We start from the raw sequence: 17,511 nt of genomic DNA on the forward strand, positions 1-17,511 counted from the left end.
CAGAGCTATATTCGTCGCCATGAGTACTACCGCCCTGATCGTTGCCGCAGGACAGTCGACCCGTTTTGGGGGAGAGATACCCAAGCAATTTGTCACCGTCTGCGGACGACCGCTTCTGGCCTGGACTATCAGCCGCTTCGAGGCCGCTTCCTCCATTGATAAGATCATAGTGGTGGTATCATCTGACTACCTGATGTTCACCGGCGACAACGTCATCGACCCGTTTCGTTTTGAGAAGGTCTATAAGATCGTTTCCGGGGGAGAGACACGCCAGGAATCAGTTCTGCTCGGGCTCCAATCTATGCCCGCCAATACCGAGTTTGTCGCTATTCATGATGGCGCGCGACCGCTGGTCCTTCCATCGGATATCGATCTGACAGTTGAGATGGCGCGCGAACATGAAGCGGCCATGCTGGCCACGGCCGTGACCGACACGGTCAAACGGGTAGAGGACTCGGTTGTAGTTGCGACTTTGGATAGACGAAAACTCTTCCTTGCTCAGACTCCTCAGGTCTTCCGATATGAGACGATCATCGCCGCCCATCAGGAACACCAGACTTCGGTCACCGATGATGCCTCGCTTGTTGAAATGCGCGGAGTTGAGGTGCATGTAGTCCCACCACATTCATCGAATCTGAAAGTCACTACTCCCGATGACCTGCTGATGGTCGAAGTCTTGATCGAACAGGAGATGTATGAGCAAGATTAGGATCGGACAGGGATTCGATATTCACCGACTGGTGGAAGGTCGCAAGCTGATTCTCGGTGGTGTTGAGATTGAGCATGATCGAGGGCTTCTGGGGCATTCCGATGCCGATGTCCTGTTACACGCGATTTGCGACGCATTGCTCGGAGCGGCCGGACTACCGGATATCGGACATTACTTCCCGCCGTCTGATCCGAAATTCAAAGATGCGGACTCGCTGAAATTGTTGACCGAAGTAAAACGCCTGATTGAACAAGCAGGTTACGCCAGGATCATCAATATTGATTCTGTGGTGATGGCCGAACGACCCAAAATCGCGCCACATCTTGCAACTATGAAAAGCCGTATCGCCTCAACCCTTAGTGTAGCCGTCGACCAGATCGGGATCAAGGCGACTACCTGCGAAACTCTCGGCACGATTGGACGGGAAGAGGGGATAGCAGCATCGGCCGTCTGTCTGATAGCTGACCATGACTGAATCACTGACCGACCTTAACGGAATCCTCGACCAGATCTTTGCCTATGGCTCGTTCTGGGTCTATGCCATGATCTTTATCGCCTGCTTTGTGGAGAATATTGTGCCGCCTTTCCCGGGGGACACCTTCATTTTGGCGGCGGGCGGACTAGTAGCGCTCCAGCGCCTTGATCTGACTACCACGGTCGCGGTGGTGCTGACCGGCGGGATGTCATCGGTGATGATCCTCTATTACATTGGACGTCATTACGGCCGAGAATTTGTCATCCGCAAGAACTACCGCTGGTTTACAGTCGATGATGTTACCCGGATGGAGCAACGACTTGAGAATTACGGCGGTTTGATATTGGTATCTTCCCGGTTCATCCTCGGGCTTCGCTCGGCGCTGGCGATAGCCGCAGGGATCGCCCACTACTATCCGATGAGGATGTTTTTCTATTCGCTGCTGTCCTACATTATTTTCACAGGTTTGCTGGTCACCCTGGCGATAAAATTAGTAGAGAACTTTAGCTTGATTGAACAGTACGTCCGGACGTATAACATCATTGTCTGGCCAATAGTCGGACTCCTGATCGGTCTTTTTGTCTGGCGTCGGATCAAACGGTACAGGACGAGGAAATAGCGATGCGCGTGTTGCTGCTGGCAGGGGGGAATTCATCGGAAAATCAGGTCTCGCTTAATTCCGGAAAAGCGATCTATGAAGCACTGGCCCGACTCGGCCATTCCGTGACCGCAATCGACCCTGCTGGCGGACGACTCCTGGTCGGCTCCGATGGCCAGTTCGATAATCTGCTCCCCACCAACCAACCGAATATCCCGGTCGCAGACCCTGACAAAACACTTTCGGTAGCACTGGCCAGCCCTGAGATCGGCAAAGTGGATATGGTCGTATTGGGCCTGCATGGCGGGGCTGGAGAAGATGGGACTATCCAGAGTCTGCTTGGTCTCGCAGGTATCAAATATACCGGCTCGGATATGGCGGCCTCGGCTATTGCTATGAACAAGGCGATTTCCAAGCGACTCTTTTCGACTGAAAATATCCCTACGCCAGAATGGCTGCTGGTCAAATATACCGGCGAAGGGTGCGAGAGTTCGACGGCAGCGGCCATATCATCCAAATTCACATTGCCGGTCATTATCAAGCCGAACGATGGCGGCTCCACGGTTGGCCTGACCAAAGTGCACAAGGCATCTGAGATCATCCCGGCCCTTCGCGCCGCAGCCAAAGAGGGGAAGCGGATACTGGTCGAGCAGTTCATCGAAGGGCGCGAGCTGACAGTTTCAGTCCTCGATGGCGAGCCACTTCCAATCGTCGAAATTCGCCCCAAAAACGAATTGTATGACTACCAGGCGAAATATACGAAGGGAATGTCCGAGTATATTGCCCCGGCCGATATTGAGCCATCCATCGCTAAGCGAATCCAGCAGGACGCTGTCAAAGCATTTGAGGTCGTCGGCGCCTCCGGTCTGGCTCGTGTTGATTTCATCCTGGCGCCGGATAGTCGTTACTATTGCCTTGAAATCAACACGCTGCCGGGGATGACCAACCTGTCGCTTGCCCCGATGGCGGCAAAATGTGTTGGCCTCAGTTTCGACCAACTTATCGAGAGAATCATTCAATCGGCGTTGAAGAAGTAGGCGTATGGAGAAGCTCAACCCCAAGGCGATCATCTTTGACCTCGGCTCGACCCTTATCGAGTATGAGGCAGTTGCCTGGGATGAACTAAATGTCCTCTGCGCTCACAATGCCCACGGATTTTTGCTAGAACATGGCTACCGGATCCCCGACCCGGTCGAGTTTCACCGCATGTTCGAGGAAGCCAAATCCGATTACCGAAAACGGGCCACCGAAACGCTGGTCGAGTGGGATGTCCCAGAAGTTGCCGCAGAAATGCTTCGGTCGTACACCGACTACGTCACGCCCGACTTTGTCGACCGATTCTTCGATGCTTACTACAAGCCGGTGGACACCTTGCTGTTCATTTACGACGATACGCTTCCGACTCTGGAGAGACTTCGCGCCAGATATTCCCGTATCGGGCTTATTTCGAATACCGTTTTCCCGGAACGGGTACATCGGTATGAGTTGGCCAAATTCGGTATTGAGCCGTATCTCGATTTTGCGATTTTCAGTTCAACCTTCCGACTTCGCAAACCGCACCCGGATATTTTCCGCAAAGGGGCAGAACTGGCTGGCTTTGCGCCCGAAGAATGTCTGTATATCGGCGACAGATATATTGAAGACATCACCGGACCGAACGGGATCGGCATGCCGGCGATTCTGCGACGCAAGGAGGGGAGGGAGTACCCCGCAACCATGCCATCCGACACCCGTATAATAAGTACCCTCTCAGAGCTGTTCGATCACCTGCAAAATTAGGTAGACGACAAAGACTTAGCATTCTATATTAGCGATTCCCGGCCAGGGGCCGGCGTTTGTTGGTACGTAATCAGATCAACTATTGAGGTAGAACCGTGGATTCATCAGAACTGCTGCTCAAAGAGCTCACTGAAGCGAATGGCGTCTCCGGATACGAGACCGAAGTTCGGAAGATCATGGCTCGCGAACTGAAAACGACCTCCAAAGAGGTCAGCTATGACAAAATGGGCTCGATCATGGGTGTCCAGCCGGGAAGTGCGGCTAACCCTCGTGTCATGGTGGTCGGTCATATGGACGAGATCGGCTTCATGGTGAAAGAGATCACGGATGACGGCTATATCAAATTCCTCCCGCTTGGTGGATGGTGGGGGCACGTCGCCCTTGGCCAGCGGATGCGGATCATCACGTCCAAAGGACCGGTGATCGGTGTGGTCGGATCACGTCCGCCTCACATCCTTGAACCTGCCCAGCGCGAAAAAGTACTCGATATCAAGGATATGTTCATCGATGTCGGCGTGGTGCAGAAGTTCGATGTCAAAAAGAAGCTTGGTATCAAGCAGGGTGATCCGATCATTCCGGATTCGCAGTTCACCATTCTGGGCAATCAGAAAGTCTACATGGCGAAGGCATTCGATAACCGCGTCGCCTGCGCAATTGTCATCGAGGTAGCCCGTCGCCTCAAAAAGATCAAACATCCGAATACCTACCTCGGCTGTGGCTCCGTCCAGGAAGAGGTCGGTTGTCGTGGCGCCCATACTCTGGCCTATCTGGCCGAACCGGATATCTGTATTGTGGTCGATACCGGCATCGCCCTCGATGTGCCGCCGGATTCGACCAAAAAGGCCGAACGGCTGGGTGGCGGAGCGGCAGTGCTCATTTATGATGCGCTGATGATTCCCAATCTCAAGCTGCGGGATATGGTGATCGACACGGCCGCCAAAAACAAGCTGCCGATCCACCTGACCACTATGGAGAGAGGGGCAACCGATGGTTCGCGTGTTCATATCAGCCGCGTCGGTGTCCCGTCAATCGTTATCGGACCGCCGGTACGCTATATTCATAGCCATAACGCGATGCTGCATCGCGATGATTACGAAACCACCATTAAACTGGTGGTCGAGCTGATCAAGAAGCTGGATAGCCGGACGGTCAAATCACTGACCGAAGGATAAGCAATGGCGTTACGTTTCAAGAATAGTCTGACGCGCCGCACTGAAGAGTTCAAGTCGCTCGAGCCGGGTCAAGTTCGCATGTATACCTGCGGCCCGACAGTCTATAATTTTGCGCATATCGGCAATTTCCGAACCTACATGTTCGAAGACCTGCTGCGCCGTTATCTCAAATACAAGGGGTACCAGGTAACACAGGTGATGAACCTGACGGATATCGATGATAAGATCATCCGCGAGTCGAATGCGAAAGGGATCACCACCAAGGAATTCACCAAGCCGTTCATTGACGCGTTTTTCGCCGACATGAAGACGCTTGGGATCGAGGCGGCTGAGCACTACCCGGCCGCGACCGATCATATTCCGGAGATGGTCCAGATCGTGAAAGAACTCGAGGCCAAGGGGCATGCGTACCAGATAAACGGCAACTACTACTTCAAGATTGGCTCATTCCCGGCCTACGGCAAATTGGCCAATCTCGATATGCAGGGGCTGAAACCGGGTGCGCGCATCGCCGCCGATGAATATGAGAAGGACTCCGTCTCCGACTTTGCGCTCTGGAAAGCCTGGGATGAAGCAGATGGTCGCGCTTTCTGGGAGACAGAAATCGGCAAGGGGCGTCCCGGCTGGCACCTGGAATGCTCGGCCATGTCGATGAAGTACCTCGGTAAAACGTTCGACATTCACACGGGCGGGGTCGACAATATGTTCCCGCACCATGAGAATGAGATCGCTCAATCCGAGGGGGCAACCGGCGAGAAATTCGTTTCTTACTGGCTGCACAGCGAGCATCTGATAGTCGAGGGGAAGAAGATGTCGAAATCGCTGGGGAATTTCTTTACCCTGCGCGACATCCTCTATAAGGGGTATCCGGGACTGGCCGTGCGCTATCTGTTGCTCTCGACGCATTACCGCCAGCAATTGAATTTCACGTTCGATGGTCTTGATGCCGCTCGAAGCGCGTTGGATCGGTACAACGACTTTGTCGACAATCTGGCGTTGTATGGCGGCGGCCGATCCGATGGCACCGCGCAGGGGGCTATCGACAAAGCGAAATCCGGATTCGAAGAGAATCTTGATGATGATCTGAATATCTCCGGCGCTTTGGGCGTGCTGTTTGACCTGATTCGCGATATCAATAAGCTGAAAGCTGAGGACAAGCTTTCAGCGCCTGAACGGGATGCTGTCCTTGCTTTGGTCGATCGCTTTGATTCGGTCCTCGGATTCAAAAAACAGGCCGGGGTGCTCGATGCCGATATCGAGGCGCTGATCCAGCAACGTCAGGATGCCCGCAAGGCAAAGGATTTCGCGAAATCGGACCAGATCCGCAATGACCTGCTGGCGCAGGGGATAGTTCTTGAGGACACCCCCCAGGGGGTAAAGTGGAAACGAAAGGTTTGAACAATTGAACATCTGTCGCGATTCAGGCTAACGAAAAGCACTTGAATCGCGGCGGTTGATTCAGTACCATATCCGACCAGGCCGGCGTAACTCAGTTGGTAGAGTACCTGATTTGTAATCAGGCTGTCGCAGGTTCGACTCCTGTCGCCGGCTCTTTCATTTATCCAATCCGATAGAGGGAGATGTCTATATGCGACGGATGGTTCTCTTTCGCACCTCCATGTTCCCTGACGAAACCTCTGCACTCGAGAATGATGAGTACCTTAAGCCCGGTAAGCATTTGGCAGAATGGCTCGCGCCGCGGTTGTCTGAAGCTGGGATCCAGATCGGCAATATTGGACCCGAGGATTGGGGATGGTATGTCGAATTGCGCGGCGATCACGGCTTGATTATGGTCTGTTGCAGCAAGGTGGATGACACCGACGATCAGTGGCTTATTCACACTCACGAGACGAGTGGTATCGGCAAGTGGTTCAGTCGAGCCAAAGGCAAAGCTGGTAAGGAGCCAGAAGTCATTAAGGCGATTGCTGCGGCGCTTGCGAATGAGAAGCGACTAGAGCAGGTGGGGTGGATAGATGAAAGTGTAAAGGGTTGGGAGGCGCTCAGTTCCGATCCATTTGCACCACCCGGCAAAAACGACATACTCGCCCACTGAATTCCGCAAATTTCGCTCAAAAGTTCTGGTTGAACATCGGTTCGGCGACGCCTATATAGGTCTCAAATGCCAGGAGTATCATTGACAAAATGGAGATAAGGGATTTCACTCGTCGCATCGCCGTCACCGGCGGAGCCGGATTTATCGGCTCTAATTTGCTTCTTCGGCTTGTCCCGAAACACCCTGACTACCTGTTTGTTAATGTCGATTGCCTCACCTATGCCGGCAATTTGACCAATCTGGTCTCGATCGAAAACGCCCCAAATTACGCTTTCGCCAAAGCAAATATCTGCGATTTCGAGTCACTGCAAGAGCTGTTTGAACGGTACCAACTCAACGGTCTGATCCATCTCGCGGCTGAATCCCACGTGGATCGATCTATCTCCGGACCAGCCGAGTTCATCACCACGAATATCATCGGGACATTCAATCTGCTTGAGCTGGCGCGCGAGGCAAACAAACGTGAACCATTCCGGTTCCACCATGTTTCCACCGATGAGGTGTATGGTTCACTCGGTGACCACGGCTTCTTCAACGAGGAGAGCCCGTTCCGTCCAAACTCACCCTATTCGGCCAGTAAAGCGTCGGCGGACCATCTCGTTCGTGCGTATCACAAAACGTATGGTCTCGATGTCGTCACGACCAATTGCTCCAACAACTATGGTCCATATCAATTTCCGGAGAAACTGATTCCCCTGATGATCCGGAATGCCGTCGCGGGCTTACCCCTGCCGGTGTATGGCGATGGCGGCAATGTGCGAGATTGGCTGTATGTCGAGGACCACTGCATCGCCCTCGATCTGGTCTTCCATAAGGGGATCACCGGGAAGACCTACGCGATCGGCGGTCACAGCGAGATCAGCAATCTGTCGTTGGTGCAATTGCTCTGCAAGACAATCGATGAGTCTCTTGGTGGAGGCCCACGTGAGTCGCTAATCACCTTCGTAACCGACCGTCCCGGCCATGACCGCCGTTATGCGATTGATGCCTCTCGTATCAAGAATGAACTTGGCTGGACGCCATCATGCACCTTCGAAGATGGGTTGCGCAGGACCGTGCGATGGTATTTGGAGCATGCCGAATGGCTTGAAAACTGCATCAGCGGTGAGTATCTTCAATATTATGAACGGATGTATCACGATCGCACACTGGGGAAACGATGAGCAGTAAGGTCACAAAGGGGATCATTCTCGCCGGTGGAAGTGGCACCCGGCTCTATCCGGTTACGCAGGTTGTCTGCAAACAGCTTCTGCCGGTTTATGACAAACCAATGATCTACTATCCGTTGTCGACCCTCATGCTGTTCGGGATTCAGGATATCCTGATCATCTCCACGCCACAGGATATACCAAAATTTGAAGCGTTGTTCGGGGATGGCCGTCAGCTTGGACTTTCCATCTCCTATGCCATACAACCGAAGCCGGAAGGGATCGCTCAGGCCTTTGTCATTGGCGAGAAGTTCATCGGCAATGACTCGGTCGCGCTCATTCTTGGTGACAATATTTTTTACGGTGTGTCCGATTTCCTGCCGTCCGCCTCAACCTTCCGCGATGGGGCATTGGTTTTCGGCTACTGGGTAAAAGACCCGGAAAGATACGGCGTCGCCGAGTTTGATGCTTCGGGCAAGGCGATCTCGATCGAGGAGAAGCCATCCAAGCCGAAATCGAACTTTGCGATAACCGGGCTCTATCTGTATGACAATCAGGTGGTGAATATCGCAAAAAATCTCACTCCCTCGAAACGGGGAGAGCTGGAGATCACCGATGTTAACCGGGCCTATCTTGAGCAGGGGAATCTGAAAGTCGTGCGCCTTGGACGCGGTATCGCCTGGCTTGATACCGGCACGCATGAATCGATGCTTGATGCCGGCGAGTTCATCGCCACCATCGAAAAGAGGCAGGGGCTCAAGGTCGCCTGTATCGAAGAGATTGCTTACCGCCAGCGATTCATCAATCGACAACAGATGGACAGCATCATTGCCTCCATGGGGAATAACGAGTACCGACGGTATCTCGCAGACGTTATCAACGAAGTCAATGGCAGTCACTGGTAAAATACTGATCACCGGCTGCCAGGGGCAGCTCGGCATGGACCTGATGGGGTATCTCTGCGACCATGCGACCGTGGTCGGGATCGACCAGGCCGATGTCGATATCTGCAATTTTACGGGACTGCTGGAGACCTTTCGCGCCATCAAACCGCAGTGGGTCATTCATACAGCCGCATATACCGATGTAGATGGTTGCGAAGCGAATCCCGGTCTGGCGCAGGCGATCAACGCTGATGGCACCGAAAATGTCGCTCGAGCAGCCACCAAAGTTGGCGCCAACATGCTTTACTACTCGACCGATTACGTCTTCGATGGTCACTCGAACCGTCCGTATCTTGAGACCGACGAGGTCAACCCGCAGACCGCTTATGGACGATCCAAGGCTGATGGGGAAGAGCGTGTGAAGGTATGTGTCGACAACTACGTGGTTATGCGAATCAGTTGGGTGTATGGCCTATACGGTAAGAATTTTGTCAAAACAATTCTCCGCTTGGGGCGTGAGTTTCAAGAGGCAAAGTTGTCAGGGAAGGCATTGCCGCCGCTGAAGGTGGTTGACGACCAGCACGGTAACCCAACGTGGACAGCGGAGATAGCGCGACAAACGAAAGTGATACTTGATAGCGGCATCTTTGGGTTATTGCATGCAACCTCAGAGGGGGAGACCACCTGGTATCGCCTCGCACGCCAGATCTTTGATGAGATGCATATAGCGGCTGACCTGGAACCGTGCAGCTCCGAGCAATTTCCTAGACCGGCGCCGCGCCCGAAATATTCTGTTCTGGAGAACGCCCGGCTCAAAGAGGCAGGGCTGAATCTGATGAGTCCGCACGATGCCGCACTGCACCAGTTCCTGTCGACCCATGGAGAAAAACTGTGATCCTCGAATGTCCCATCCCCGGCGTGATGATCAGGCAACTTGAACCTTTCACGGACAGCCGCGGATGGCTGATCGAGATCTTTCGCCATGACGAGTTGCCGGCTGAATTTCATCCGGTGATGTGTTACCTTTCGATGACCCGTCCAGGAGTGACACGCGGCCCGCACGAACACCGTGAACAGGCCGACCTGTTTGCATTCCTGGGGCCATCGACATTCCGCCTGTACCTCTGGGATACGCGACCTGAATCCGAGACCTTCAAAACCTCCTGTCGGTTTGATTTTGGTGAAACGAATCGAGCCATCGTGATCGTCCCGCCCGGAGTGGTGCACGCCTATAAGAACATTGGCACAGTCGATGGAATCGTGTATAATGCGCCGAATAGACTATACGCCGGATGGGGGAGGAAAGAGGCAGTTGATGAGATCCGGCATGAGAATGACCCAGATTCACCGTTCAGGTTAGACTGATGAAAGAACTGATACAGAAGACGATCGCCGAGCATCTGGCGGTCACCATGGCAGTGAATGGCCAGTTGATCGAACAGATCGCTGAGGTGGGCAAGCGTTTGATTGCCACACTTGAGGCAGGCAACAAGATACTGCTCTGTGGGAATGGCGGATCGGCCGCCGATGCCCAGCATATCGCTGCAGAGATGACCGGGCGGTATCTCGCCAAAAATCGTCGTCCACTTCCGGCAATCGCATTGACGACTGACACTTCCGCCTTGACCGCTATCGGCAATGATTTTGGTATCGAGCAGATATTCTCTCGCCAGGTTGAGGCTTTGGGAAAGAAGGGGGATTTCCTGATCGCCATCTCTACTTCTGGCAATTCCTCCAATGTCTTGGCCGCGGCGGCTACGGCACGCAGAGCGCAGATGACTGTCATCGGAATCACCGGCGGTAACGGTGGAGAGCTAAAGGCCGCATCCGACCTTGCTTTGATCGTCCCATCATCTCACACGCCGCATATTCAGGAAATGCATATCCTGATCGCCCATATTCTGTGCGATCTGGTAGACCGTCATTTCGCGATCTCGTAGCGGTCGTTTCGGAAATCTTTTCCTTCACACGCCAGTAATCGTTTCCGTTTTCTATCGGTCAACCGGAGGCGGTGGAATCTTCGCTAAGTCTAAGCTATGGTTCCACAAAGCGATGCTGATCTGTCTCCTTTTCGGCACTCTTCTTGATATATTGAAAGCGGATAGATACGGACATCTGTCGCATGCACCTCCAGCCACCGTGGCCAGTGTAGCACATGGGCTGGTTTCGTCGAGTTTTGGTTGAACTGTTGCGGGTAGGGGCATACGTTGCCTGTTCATCAAGGATGATGACTGTGACCGATATTGTAACATCAGAAATTGACATAGCTTCCAAATCTCCCGAGGCACAGCCGTTCCGCTATTCCGGACGGCAACTAGCCCGTAACAGCCTGTATAATTATGCCGGTCTGATCGCACCGCTGGTGGTCGGTTTTGTGTCGATCCCGGTGCTGGTGGCGAATTTGGGGACCGATCGGTTTGGCTTGCTGTCGCTGGCCTGGATGGTGGTTGGCTATTTCAATATTTTCGATATGGGGATTGGCCGCGCCACCACCAAGTTTGTCGCCGAATACAGCGCCCAGGGAAGAAAAGCGGAACTCGCCCCCCTGGTACTCAACGCACTCGTGCTGGCGGGAAGCGGCGGACTGATCGGCACGATTCTGGTTTCGCTACTGGCCCCAACCGTCGTTAATGACTGGCTGAATATTCCGCCGGAACTTCGCGCTGAAGCGCTCGCAACCATGTACGTTGTGGCTGCGTCTATCCCGATCTTGCTGACCAATGCTTGCGCCCGTGGTGTGCTGGAGGCACAACAAAAATTCGCGCTGGCCAATTCCATTCGAGTGCCAAGCAGTGTCTCCGCATTTCTGGTCCCGATCTTGGTACTCCCATTCTCCCGCGACTTGTTTGTGATTGTCCTGGCCCTGACAATGGCCAAAACAATAGTCATGACCGTCTATCTGCGGTTTGCCCTTCGCGGTTTGGGGATCTGGAAATATGGGCGCATCAGTCGCACCATGTTGCTGCAATTGTTGGGATACGGGAAGTGGGTGACGGTCAGCAATATCATCGCCCCAATGATGGGGCAGGCGGATCGCTTTCTGGTCGGCTCTTTCCTGACCCTGACAGCTGTAGCGTACTACGCAACTCCGTTTGACTTGATGACGAAATTGTTCATAATCCCGACCGGTCTGGTTACGGTCCTTTTCCCTGTATTCAGTTCCTACTCGGCCAAGCCGGGAGAGGATGTCGTGCGGCTGCATCAGAAAGCGGTGCGATATATTCTTCTCACCATGTTGCCGATCGTTGTCGGAGCGATCACGCTGGCTGAACCTTTCCTGAATCTCTGGCTCAATGCCGACTTTGCCGCACACAGTGCGATCGTCCTGCAACTCATGGCGGTTGGCGTGCTGATTAATTCCATCGCGCGCGTCCCGCTTTCGGCGATCGAAGCTCTCGGACGTCCTGACATGACCGCAACCATGTACCTGATCGAGCTGCCGATATACATAGCGGCTCTCTGGTTTGCCACCACCCGATTTGGCATTGCCGGGGCAGCCATGGTCTGGACAGCCCGGCTGTTGATTGAATCAATTCTCCTGTTCACTCTTTCTGCACGTGTGATCGGAACGCCGGGGGAGAGCCTCTGGCCGAAAGCGAAGATCTGCACGCTGGTGCTGACCTCACTCGCGCTTGCCTGGACGATAACGTTTGTTCACTCGCCACTTCTTCGAGTGGCCGCGGCGTTTGGTCTTATTGCCGGTGTGGTCACCGTTGTCTGGATGCATGGGCTTAGTCTGAACGAGCGCGGAGAAGTGCTTCGCATAGTTACATCGCGAATCAAGCGGGGCAACTCATGACGCGGGGGAGCAAGAAGATCCTGATGCTGACGCATGAATTCCCGCCCATGCAGGGAGGGATATCCCGATATGCATCCGAGTTGGCAACTTCTGCCGTCACTTTGGGACATGAAGTAACGGTCATTGCACCGGACAGCTACGCGGACTGCAGTGGAATTGATAGCTCATCCCCGTATGCGGTGCGTCGCTTTCGAGCCGCCGCCTATGGACCAAAGGAACTACCGTCGTTGTTTCGTCGCGCTTCCCGCATTGATACCAGTAATTTTGATATAGTCCATGCGGTCGATCCTTCTTTCGTCATGGCCCTGGCCTTCGTGCGCCATTTCCGAAAAGTCGAATACCAGGCGACCGTCTATGGCACAGATATCCTCGGACTGCGGACCTCCATCCAGGCGACCCTCACCGGAACTCGTCGCATGTATGAACGTCCAGCCCGTCTGATCGCAATTTCCGATTTCACCCGCACAATGCTACTAGATAAGTGTCCGCATGTAGATAGCAACAAAGTCGATGTTTCACCCTTAGGTGTCAGCCGATACTGGTTTGAAGCGGCCGATGCAGACAATGTTCGCGAGCAGTTCGATATACCAAAAACAAATGATCTGCTGCTGACGGTCTCTCGTCTGGATAGCCGCAAAGGGCACCGGACAATGCTGAACGCATTGCGCGCACTTCCGTCAGAACTCAAATCCAAGTTGACGTACGCAATAGTCGGGACAGCTTCTGATGAATTATACCACCAGGAGATCCTAAAACTTGCTGCCGAGTGCGGAGCGGATGTTCGCTTCCTTGGAAGATTGAGCGACCGCGATCTGCGCGCCCTGTATGCCAGCGCGACTCTGTTTTGTATGCCGGGCGAGCCGGATCCCCACAAGATCGAAGGCTTCGGATTGGTTTATCTGGAAGCAGCAGCCCAGGGGTTGCCTTCGCTTGCTAGTTCGATCGGCGCAGTCCCCGAAGTCGTACTTGATAACCAGACCGGATGGCTGGTTGAACCTGCCAATACTGACGCTGTCACCCAACGACTAATTCAACTCTTGGGCAACAAACCGATGCTCCGTCAGGTGGGCCAGCTGGCGCGTAGCCGAGCCATGGAGTATACGTGGGAGAAGTGCGCTCGACTGACCTATGGGGAGGCGGCATGAGTCACGCCTTGGCCGCGTCATCCAATCGTCGGGGATTCCTGATCGGAGCTATCTCCGTGCTGTTTGCTATCGGATTGTATGTCAATATCGGGAAGGTCCTGCTCGGATCGCGCACACTTCTCCTGGCGACCGATGTCATGATTCTTGCGCTTTGCGCTGTGGTGGCCGCTCTCTGGCTGAGCGGGCGAGCAAGAGCAGGTGCTGTTGAGCTGCTTATTGTTGCGTTTACTATCGTCGGGACGCTGGAGCTGTTCCATCCAAACGTGCCATCCATTCTCCTTGGAATGGAAGGGTATCGTCGGTTGATCTTCCAGATGCTCGGATTTCTTGTCGGGATAGTTGCGATCCGCAAACGCGGCGATATACTCTTTCTCTGGAAATTACTGGCGTTCTGTGCCGTGCCGATACTTCTCTACTCGATAAAGCAATTCTTTGTCATCTCCGACTTTGACCAGGCCCTGATCGAAAGCACCGCCGCCGACATGGATACCTGGCAGATATTTGGAAAGATCCGGTCGTTTGGATTATTCTCCGGCCCGTTTCATCTGGGGATTTTCGCCGGACTGATCTTCTGGATAGCCGTTGCTCTTCGAGCGGAGACCAGAAGCCGATGGTTCACCTGGCTGGCGGCTCTTGCTGTGTGCGCCTGCGTTGCTTCGCTGACTCGCGCCAGCCTGATAGCACTGCTAGTCTCGATCCCTGTTGTCCTCGTGTTTGTCCTGCGTCATGCCCGCGGCAGAGTAATAGCTATCGCGCTGACGGTACTAATAACCGGCGTGGTTGGATTCTATATCGCAAAAGCGACTTCAAGCACGGTCGCTTCGGTTGTCGAAGGTTACTCGTTGCTGGAATCACTGCAGAACGATGGCCGATTGCAGGGGAGATTTGAGGATTACAGTCACGCAGTCAAAACGCTTGTCGATTATCCGCTCGGTGCCGGAATGGGGAGTGCATCGGATGCGATGGGAGCTCATTTTGCCGCATCTAACGGCCTGCATATCACGAGTCATAATCTCTTTCTCTGGGTCGGCCTGGAGACTGGCCTGATCGGGCTGTTGCTGTTTATTGGGATTCTTTTTTCAATTTTTCTGGCGGCTCGCAAGCTGGTCGCTCTTGATGACCGACCATTGGCGATGGCCGCATTTGGCGCACTTGTGGTGATCCTGATCTCCGGCCTGACCGGCTCCACGCTATCAGCTTATCCGGTCAACCTGATCTTTTGGACACTCTCGGGCTGTTATGTCGGCTACCTCAGGACATTGGAATGGAACAGAAAACCAGGAGTGAGTAAATGAACCTCCTGATCATCCCATTCCACGATTGGCGCAAGGTGCAGCGCGAAGGGGAGAGGACGCGCGATGCGCATTTGATCCGCGAAATGGCCGACTCCGATCAGGTTGACAAGATACTGATTGTAAATCGCCCTATCAGCCTGCCGGAGATGGTTTATCGTCGAACGTGGTGGAAATGTGAAGGAGATCTTCTTCACTCTGACTCGCGCGGCCATCTGGTACAGGTAGCTCCCAAGACCTATGTATTGGATACGCTTGATAAATCGATTGTCGGCCCGCTGATCAGGGGGAAAAGGCACTTTTTTGATGCATACGGTAGCCAAGCGCTGAAAGCGTCAGTCGACTGGCATCTGATCATGCTGGGCATGCACGATTTTTCTACAATCAGTTTTAATGTCTACGCCGCCGAGCTGTTTGCGCAACTCGATTCCGATCTTCGCCATTTTGACGCATGGGATAATTTCCTCCGTTTTCCATCCAACCAGAAGATCCGGCCGGAGCTTGAATCAGCCTACGCAACGTATGCCCGGACCGCAACATCCTGGTCGACCAACTCGGAAGAAAACAGCGCATTCTACAATGTCATGCACCAGATTCCGGATTGCTCAGTGATCAGGAATGGTGTTCGTCCTGAGCTGTTTCAAATTGATTACCCGATCCCTGACGATCTCCAGAATGTCGCACGGCCGATTGTTGGCATGGGCCTCAAGGTAACTCACCTTCTCGATGTCGACCTGCTCAACCAAGTGATCTGGAACAACCCCGGCATCTCATTTGTCCTGATCGGCCAGATTCTTGATCGAGCCGTATACGACCGAATTCGCAAAGTGGCCAACTTCCACTACCTGGGCGACAAACACTACCGTGACTATCCGGCCTATGTCCGGCATTTTGATGTCTGTTTGATCCCTTACTGCGTCGGCGACAAACAACATGGCGGCGACGCCATCAAATTCTACGAATATCTGGCCGCCGACAAGCCGGTCGTCTCAACTCCGGGTAACGGCGTGACTGACAGCTTTGAAGGGGTCTGGTTGGAGACGTCGCATTCCCGTTTCTCCGATGCCGTTCAGTCCGCTGTCAACTGCGGCCCGATTCGACGAGACCTGCCAGTCGAGTTAACCTGGGCACACAAGTCCGAACAGATGCTTACCGCCCTTTCTCATTCCACCGACCGAAAGGAGCTGTATGTCGTCTGACAAGCGGCCGATCGGTTTTTGCGGCACTCGGGGACTTCCCGCCAGTTATGGCGGATTTGAAACTGCTGTCGATGAGATCACCCGGCGCTTCGTTGCGGCAGGTTATGAATGCAATGTTATCTGTCGCGCATCCAACACCGGCAACCTCCCGACCCAGCATCAGGGCCGCAACCTTGTCTATGTGAAAGGGAGCAGGTCGCGCACGCTCGATACGTTTGTCTCGGCGATCCAGACCGGGTGGTACCTCATCAAAAATCGCCGTCGGTACCAGCATATCTTCTGGTTCAACAACGCGAATTTCCCGGGCATCTTGATGACCTGGCTGGCGCGAATACCGATGTCCGTTAATACCGATGGTCTCGAGTGGCGACGGGCCAAATGGTCCTGGCCATTCAAACTCTATTACATAGTGTCTTCGCTCATTATCAGTCTGCTATGCCGTCGCCTGATCTCCGACTCGTACGCCATACAAGCATACTATCTAAAACATTTCTTCGCCAAAAGCACGATGATCCCTTACGGTGCACCTTCCGTGATGGAGGTCAGCGATCCTGAAACGGCGATGATCCTCAGAAAGTATGGCCTGAAAAAGGAGAAGTACTTCCTTCAGATCACTCGCTTTGAACCGGACAATCTCCCTTTGGAAACCGTGTCTGCCTTTCGTGAATCAAAACTGGCTGACCGCGGATTCCAGATGATCCTCGTTGGATTCAAAGACAAGACCGAGTATGCGTTACGCGTCAAGGCGCTGGAAACTTCACCGGATGTCATCGTCTCCAATGCGATTTATGACCCTAAAGTCCTCGCGGTGCTTCGAGCCAACTGTTATTGCTATGTGCACGGAAACTCAGTCGGCGGCACCAACCCCGCCTTACTCGAAGCAATGAGCTGTTGTCCTCGGATCATGGCGATCGATTGCGAATTCAGCCGCGAAGTACTCGGCCCGCTGGGACTCTATTTCGATTCCAAAAACATCACGCCGACGTTCTTCGAGTCTCTATCGCGCCCCCTTCAGTCGACCGAATTGGCGCGTCGCGTCCACTCCCTTTACCAATGGGATGCGGTCGCCGAGGCTTACATGCAACTGGCCGTCAGAGGAGTGGCAAACTACCGGCCGTTAACTCAGCACATTCGAACGCACAGCCCAGTTGGAACGAAATGATCGGCTGGCCGGGCAGTTCCTTCACACTTTTGCGCCGACTGGCGACACCTCTCAAATCACTCCTGTAACTCACAGTATAACAACGCAATATCGGAC

At 53.7% G+C, this 17,511-nt stretch carries 18 protein-coding genes and 1 tRNA gene; all 19 read left to right on the forward strand.

Annotation, left to right across the window (positions count from 1 at the left end; genetic code table 11):
- Positions 1-19: 19 nt before the first annotated feature.
- On the forward strand, positions 20-709 hold the full coding sequence (gene ispD / locus IPH75_03720; protein MBK7141176.1) for a 2-C-methyl-D-erythritol 4-phosphate cytidylyltransferase: 690 nt from the start codon (positions 20-22) through the stop codon (positions 707-709).
- On the forward strand, positions 696-1,184 hold the full coding sequence (locus IPH75_03725; protein ID MBK7141177.1) for a 2-C-methyl-D-erythritol 2,4-cyclodiphosphate synthase: 489 nt from the start codon (positions 696-698) through the stop codon (positions 1,182-1,184). Before ispD ends, IPH75_03725 begins: the two co-directional genes overlap by 14 nt.
- Positions 1,177-1,803 (forward strand): DedA family protein, encoded by a 627-nt coding sequence (locus tag IPH75_03730; GenBank protein ID MBK7141178.1) that lies wholly within the window; start codon positions 1,177-1,179, stop codon positions 1,801-1,803. Before IPH75_03725 ends, IPH75_03730 begins: the two co-directional genes overlap by 8 nt.
- Positions 1,804-1,805: 2 nt before the next feature.
- Entirely contained in the window at positions 1,806-2,819 is a 1,014-nt protein-coding gene (locus tag IPH75_03735; GenBank protein ID MBK7141179.1) for a D-alanine--D-alanine ligase, read from the forward strand.
- A 4-nt stretch (positions 2,820-2,823) separates the two neighbouring features.
- On the forward strand, positions 2,824-3,561 hold the full coding sequence (locus tag IPH75_03740; GenBank protein MBK7141180.1) for an HAD family hydrolase: 738 nt from the start codon (positions 2,824-2,826) through the stop codon (positions 3,559-3,561).
- A 95-nt stretch (positions 3,562-3,656) separates the two neighbouring features.
- On the forward strand, positions 3,657-4,733 hold the full coding sequence (locus tag IPH75_03745) for a M42 family metallopeptidase (GenBank protein ID MBK7141181.1): 1,077 nt from the start codon (positions 3,657-3,659) through the stop codon (positions 4,731-4,733).
- Between the two features lie 3 nt (positions 4,734-4,736).
- Positions 4,737-6,131 (forward strand): cysteine--tRNA ligase, encoded by a 1,395-nt coding sequence (locus IPH75_03750; protein ID MBK7141182.1) that lies wholly within the window; start codon positions 4,737-4,739, stop codon positions 6,129-6,131.
- 80 nt (positions 6,132-6,211) lie between these two features.
- Positions 6,212-6,284, forward strand: a tRNA-Thr gene (locus IPH75_03755).
- 37 nt (positions 6,285-6,321) lie between these two features.
- Entirely contained in the window at positions 6,322-6,786 is a 465-nt protein-coding gene (locus tag IPH75_03760) for a hypothetical protein (protein ID MBK7141183.1), read from the forward strand.
- 89 nt (positions 6,787-6,875) lie between these two features.
- Positions 6,876-7,949 (forward strand): dTDP-glucose 4,6-dehydratase, encoded by a 1,074-nt coding sequence (gene rfbB / locus IPH75_03765; GenBank protein MBK7141184.1) that lies wholly within the window; start codon positions 6,876-6,878, stop codon positions 7,947-7,949.
- Positions 7,946-8,839 carry a glucose-1-phosphate thymidylyltransferase RfbA gene (gene rfbA / locus IPH75_03770; GenBank protein MBK7141185.1) on the forward strand — a complete coding sequence of 298 codons (894 nt, stop codon included), beginning with the start codon at positions 7,946-7,948 and terminating at the stop codon, positions 8,837-8,839. The genes rfbB and rfbA overlap by 4 nt, the downstream gene beginning before the upstream one ends.
- Complete coding sequence (rfbD, locus tag IPH75_03775) at positions 8,823-9,713, forward strand: dTDP-4-dehydrorhamnose reductase (protein MBK7141186.1); 891 nt, start codon at positions 8,823-8,825, stop codon at positions 9,711-9,713. The genes rfbA and rfbD overlap by 17 nt, the downstream gene beginning before the upstream one ends.
- A gap of 26 nt (positions 9,714-9,739) precedes the next feature.
- Entirely contained in the window at positions 9,740-10,183 is a 444-nt protein-coding gene (locus IPH75_03780; GenBank protein ID MBK7141187.1) for a dTDP-4-dehydrorhamnose 3,5-epimerase family protein, read from the forward strand.
- Positions 10,183-10,758, forward strand: a complete 576-nt coding sequence (gene gmhA / locus IPH75_03785) for a D-sedoheptulose 7-phosphate isomerase (protein MBK7141188.1) — start codon at positions 10,183-10,185, stop codon at positions 10,756-10,758. The genes IPH75_03780 and gmhA overlap by 1 nt, the downstream gene beginning before the upstream one ends.
- A 293-nt stretch (positions 10,759-11,051) precedes the next feature.
- The gene (locus IPH75_03790) at positions 11,052-12,617 is read left to right on the forward strand and encodes a flippase (protein ID MBK7141189.1); all 1,566 of its coding nucleotides are present in this window, start codon (positions 11,052-11,054) and stop codon (positions 12,615-12,617) included.
- On the forward strand, positions 12,614-13,762 hold the full coding sequence (locus IPH75_03795; GenBank protein MBK7141190.1) for a glycosyltransferase family 4 protein: 1,149 nt from the start codon (positions 12,614-12,616) through the stop codon (positions 13,760-13,762). Before IPH75_03790 ends, IPH75_03795 begins: the two co-directional genes overlap by 4 nt.
- Complete coding sequence (locus IPH75_03800; protein MBK7141191.1) at positions 13,759-15,057, forward strand: O-antigen ligase family protein; 1,299 nt, start codon at positions 13,759-13,761, stop codon at positions 15,055-15,057. The genes IPH75_03795 and IPH75_03800 overlap by 4 nt, the downstream gene beginning before the upstream one ends.
- Positions 15,054-16,253, forward strand: coding sequence for a glycosyltransferase (locus IPH75_03805; GenBank protein ID MBK7141192.1), 1,200 nt, complete (start codon positions 15,054-15,056; stop codon positions 16,251-16,253). Before IPH75_03800 ends, IPH75_03805 begins: the two co-directional genes overlap by 4 nt.
- Positions 16,243-17,415 (forward strand): DUF1972 domain-containing protein, encoded by a 1,173-nt coding sequence (locus tag IPH75_03810; GenBank protein MBK7141193.1) that lies wholly within the window; start codon positions 16,243-16,245, stop codon positions 17,413-17,415. The genes IPH75_03805 and IPH75_03810 overlap by 11 nt, the downstream gene beginning before the upstream one ends.
- The last annotated feature ends 96 nt before the right edge of the window (positions 17,416-17,511 follow it).

This window comes from bacterium (assembly GCA_016708025.1).
GTDB lineage: Bacteria > Zixibacteria > MSB-5A5 > GN15 > FEB-12 > FEB-12.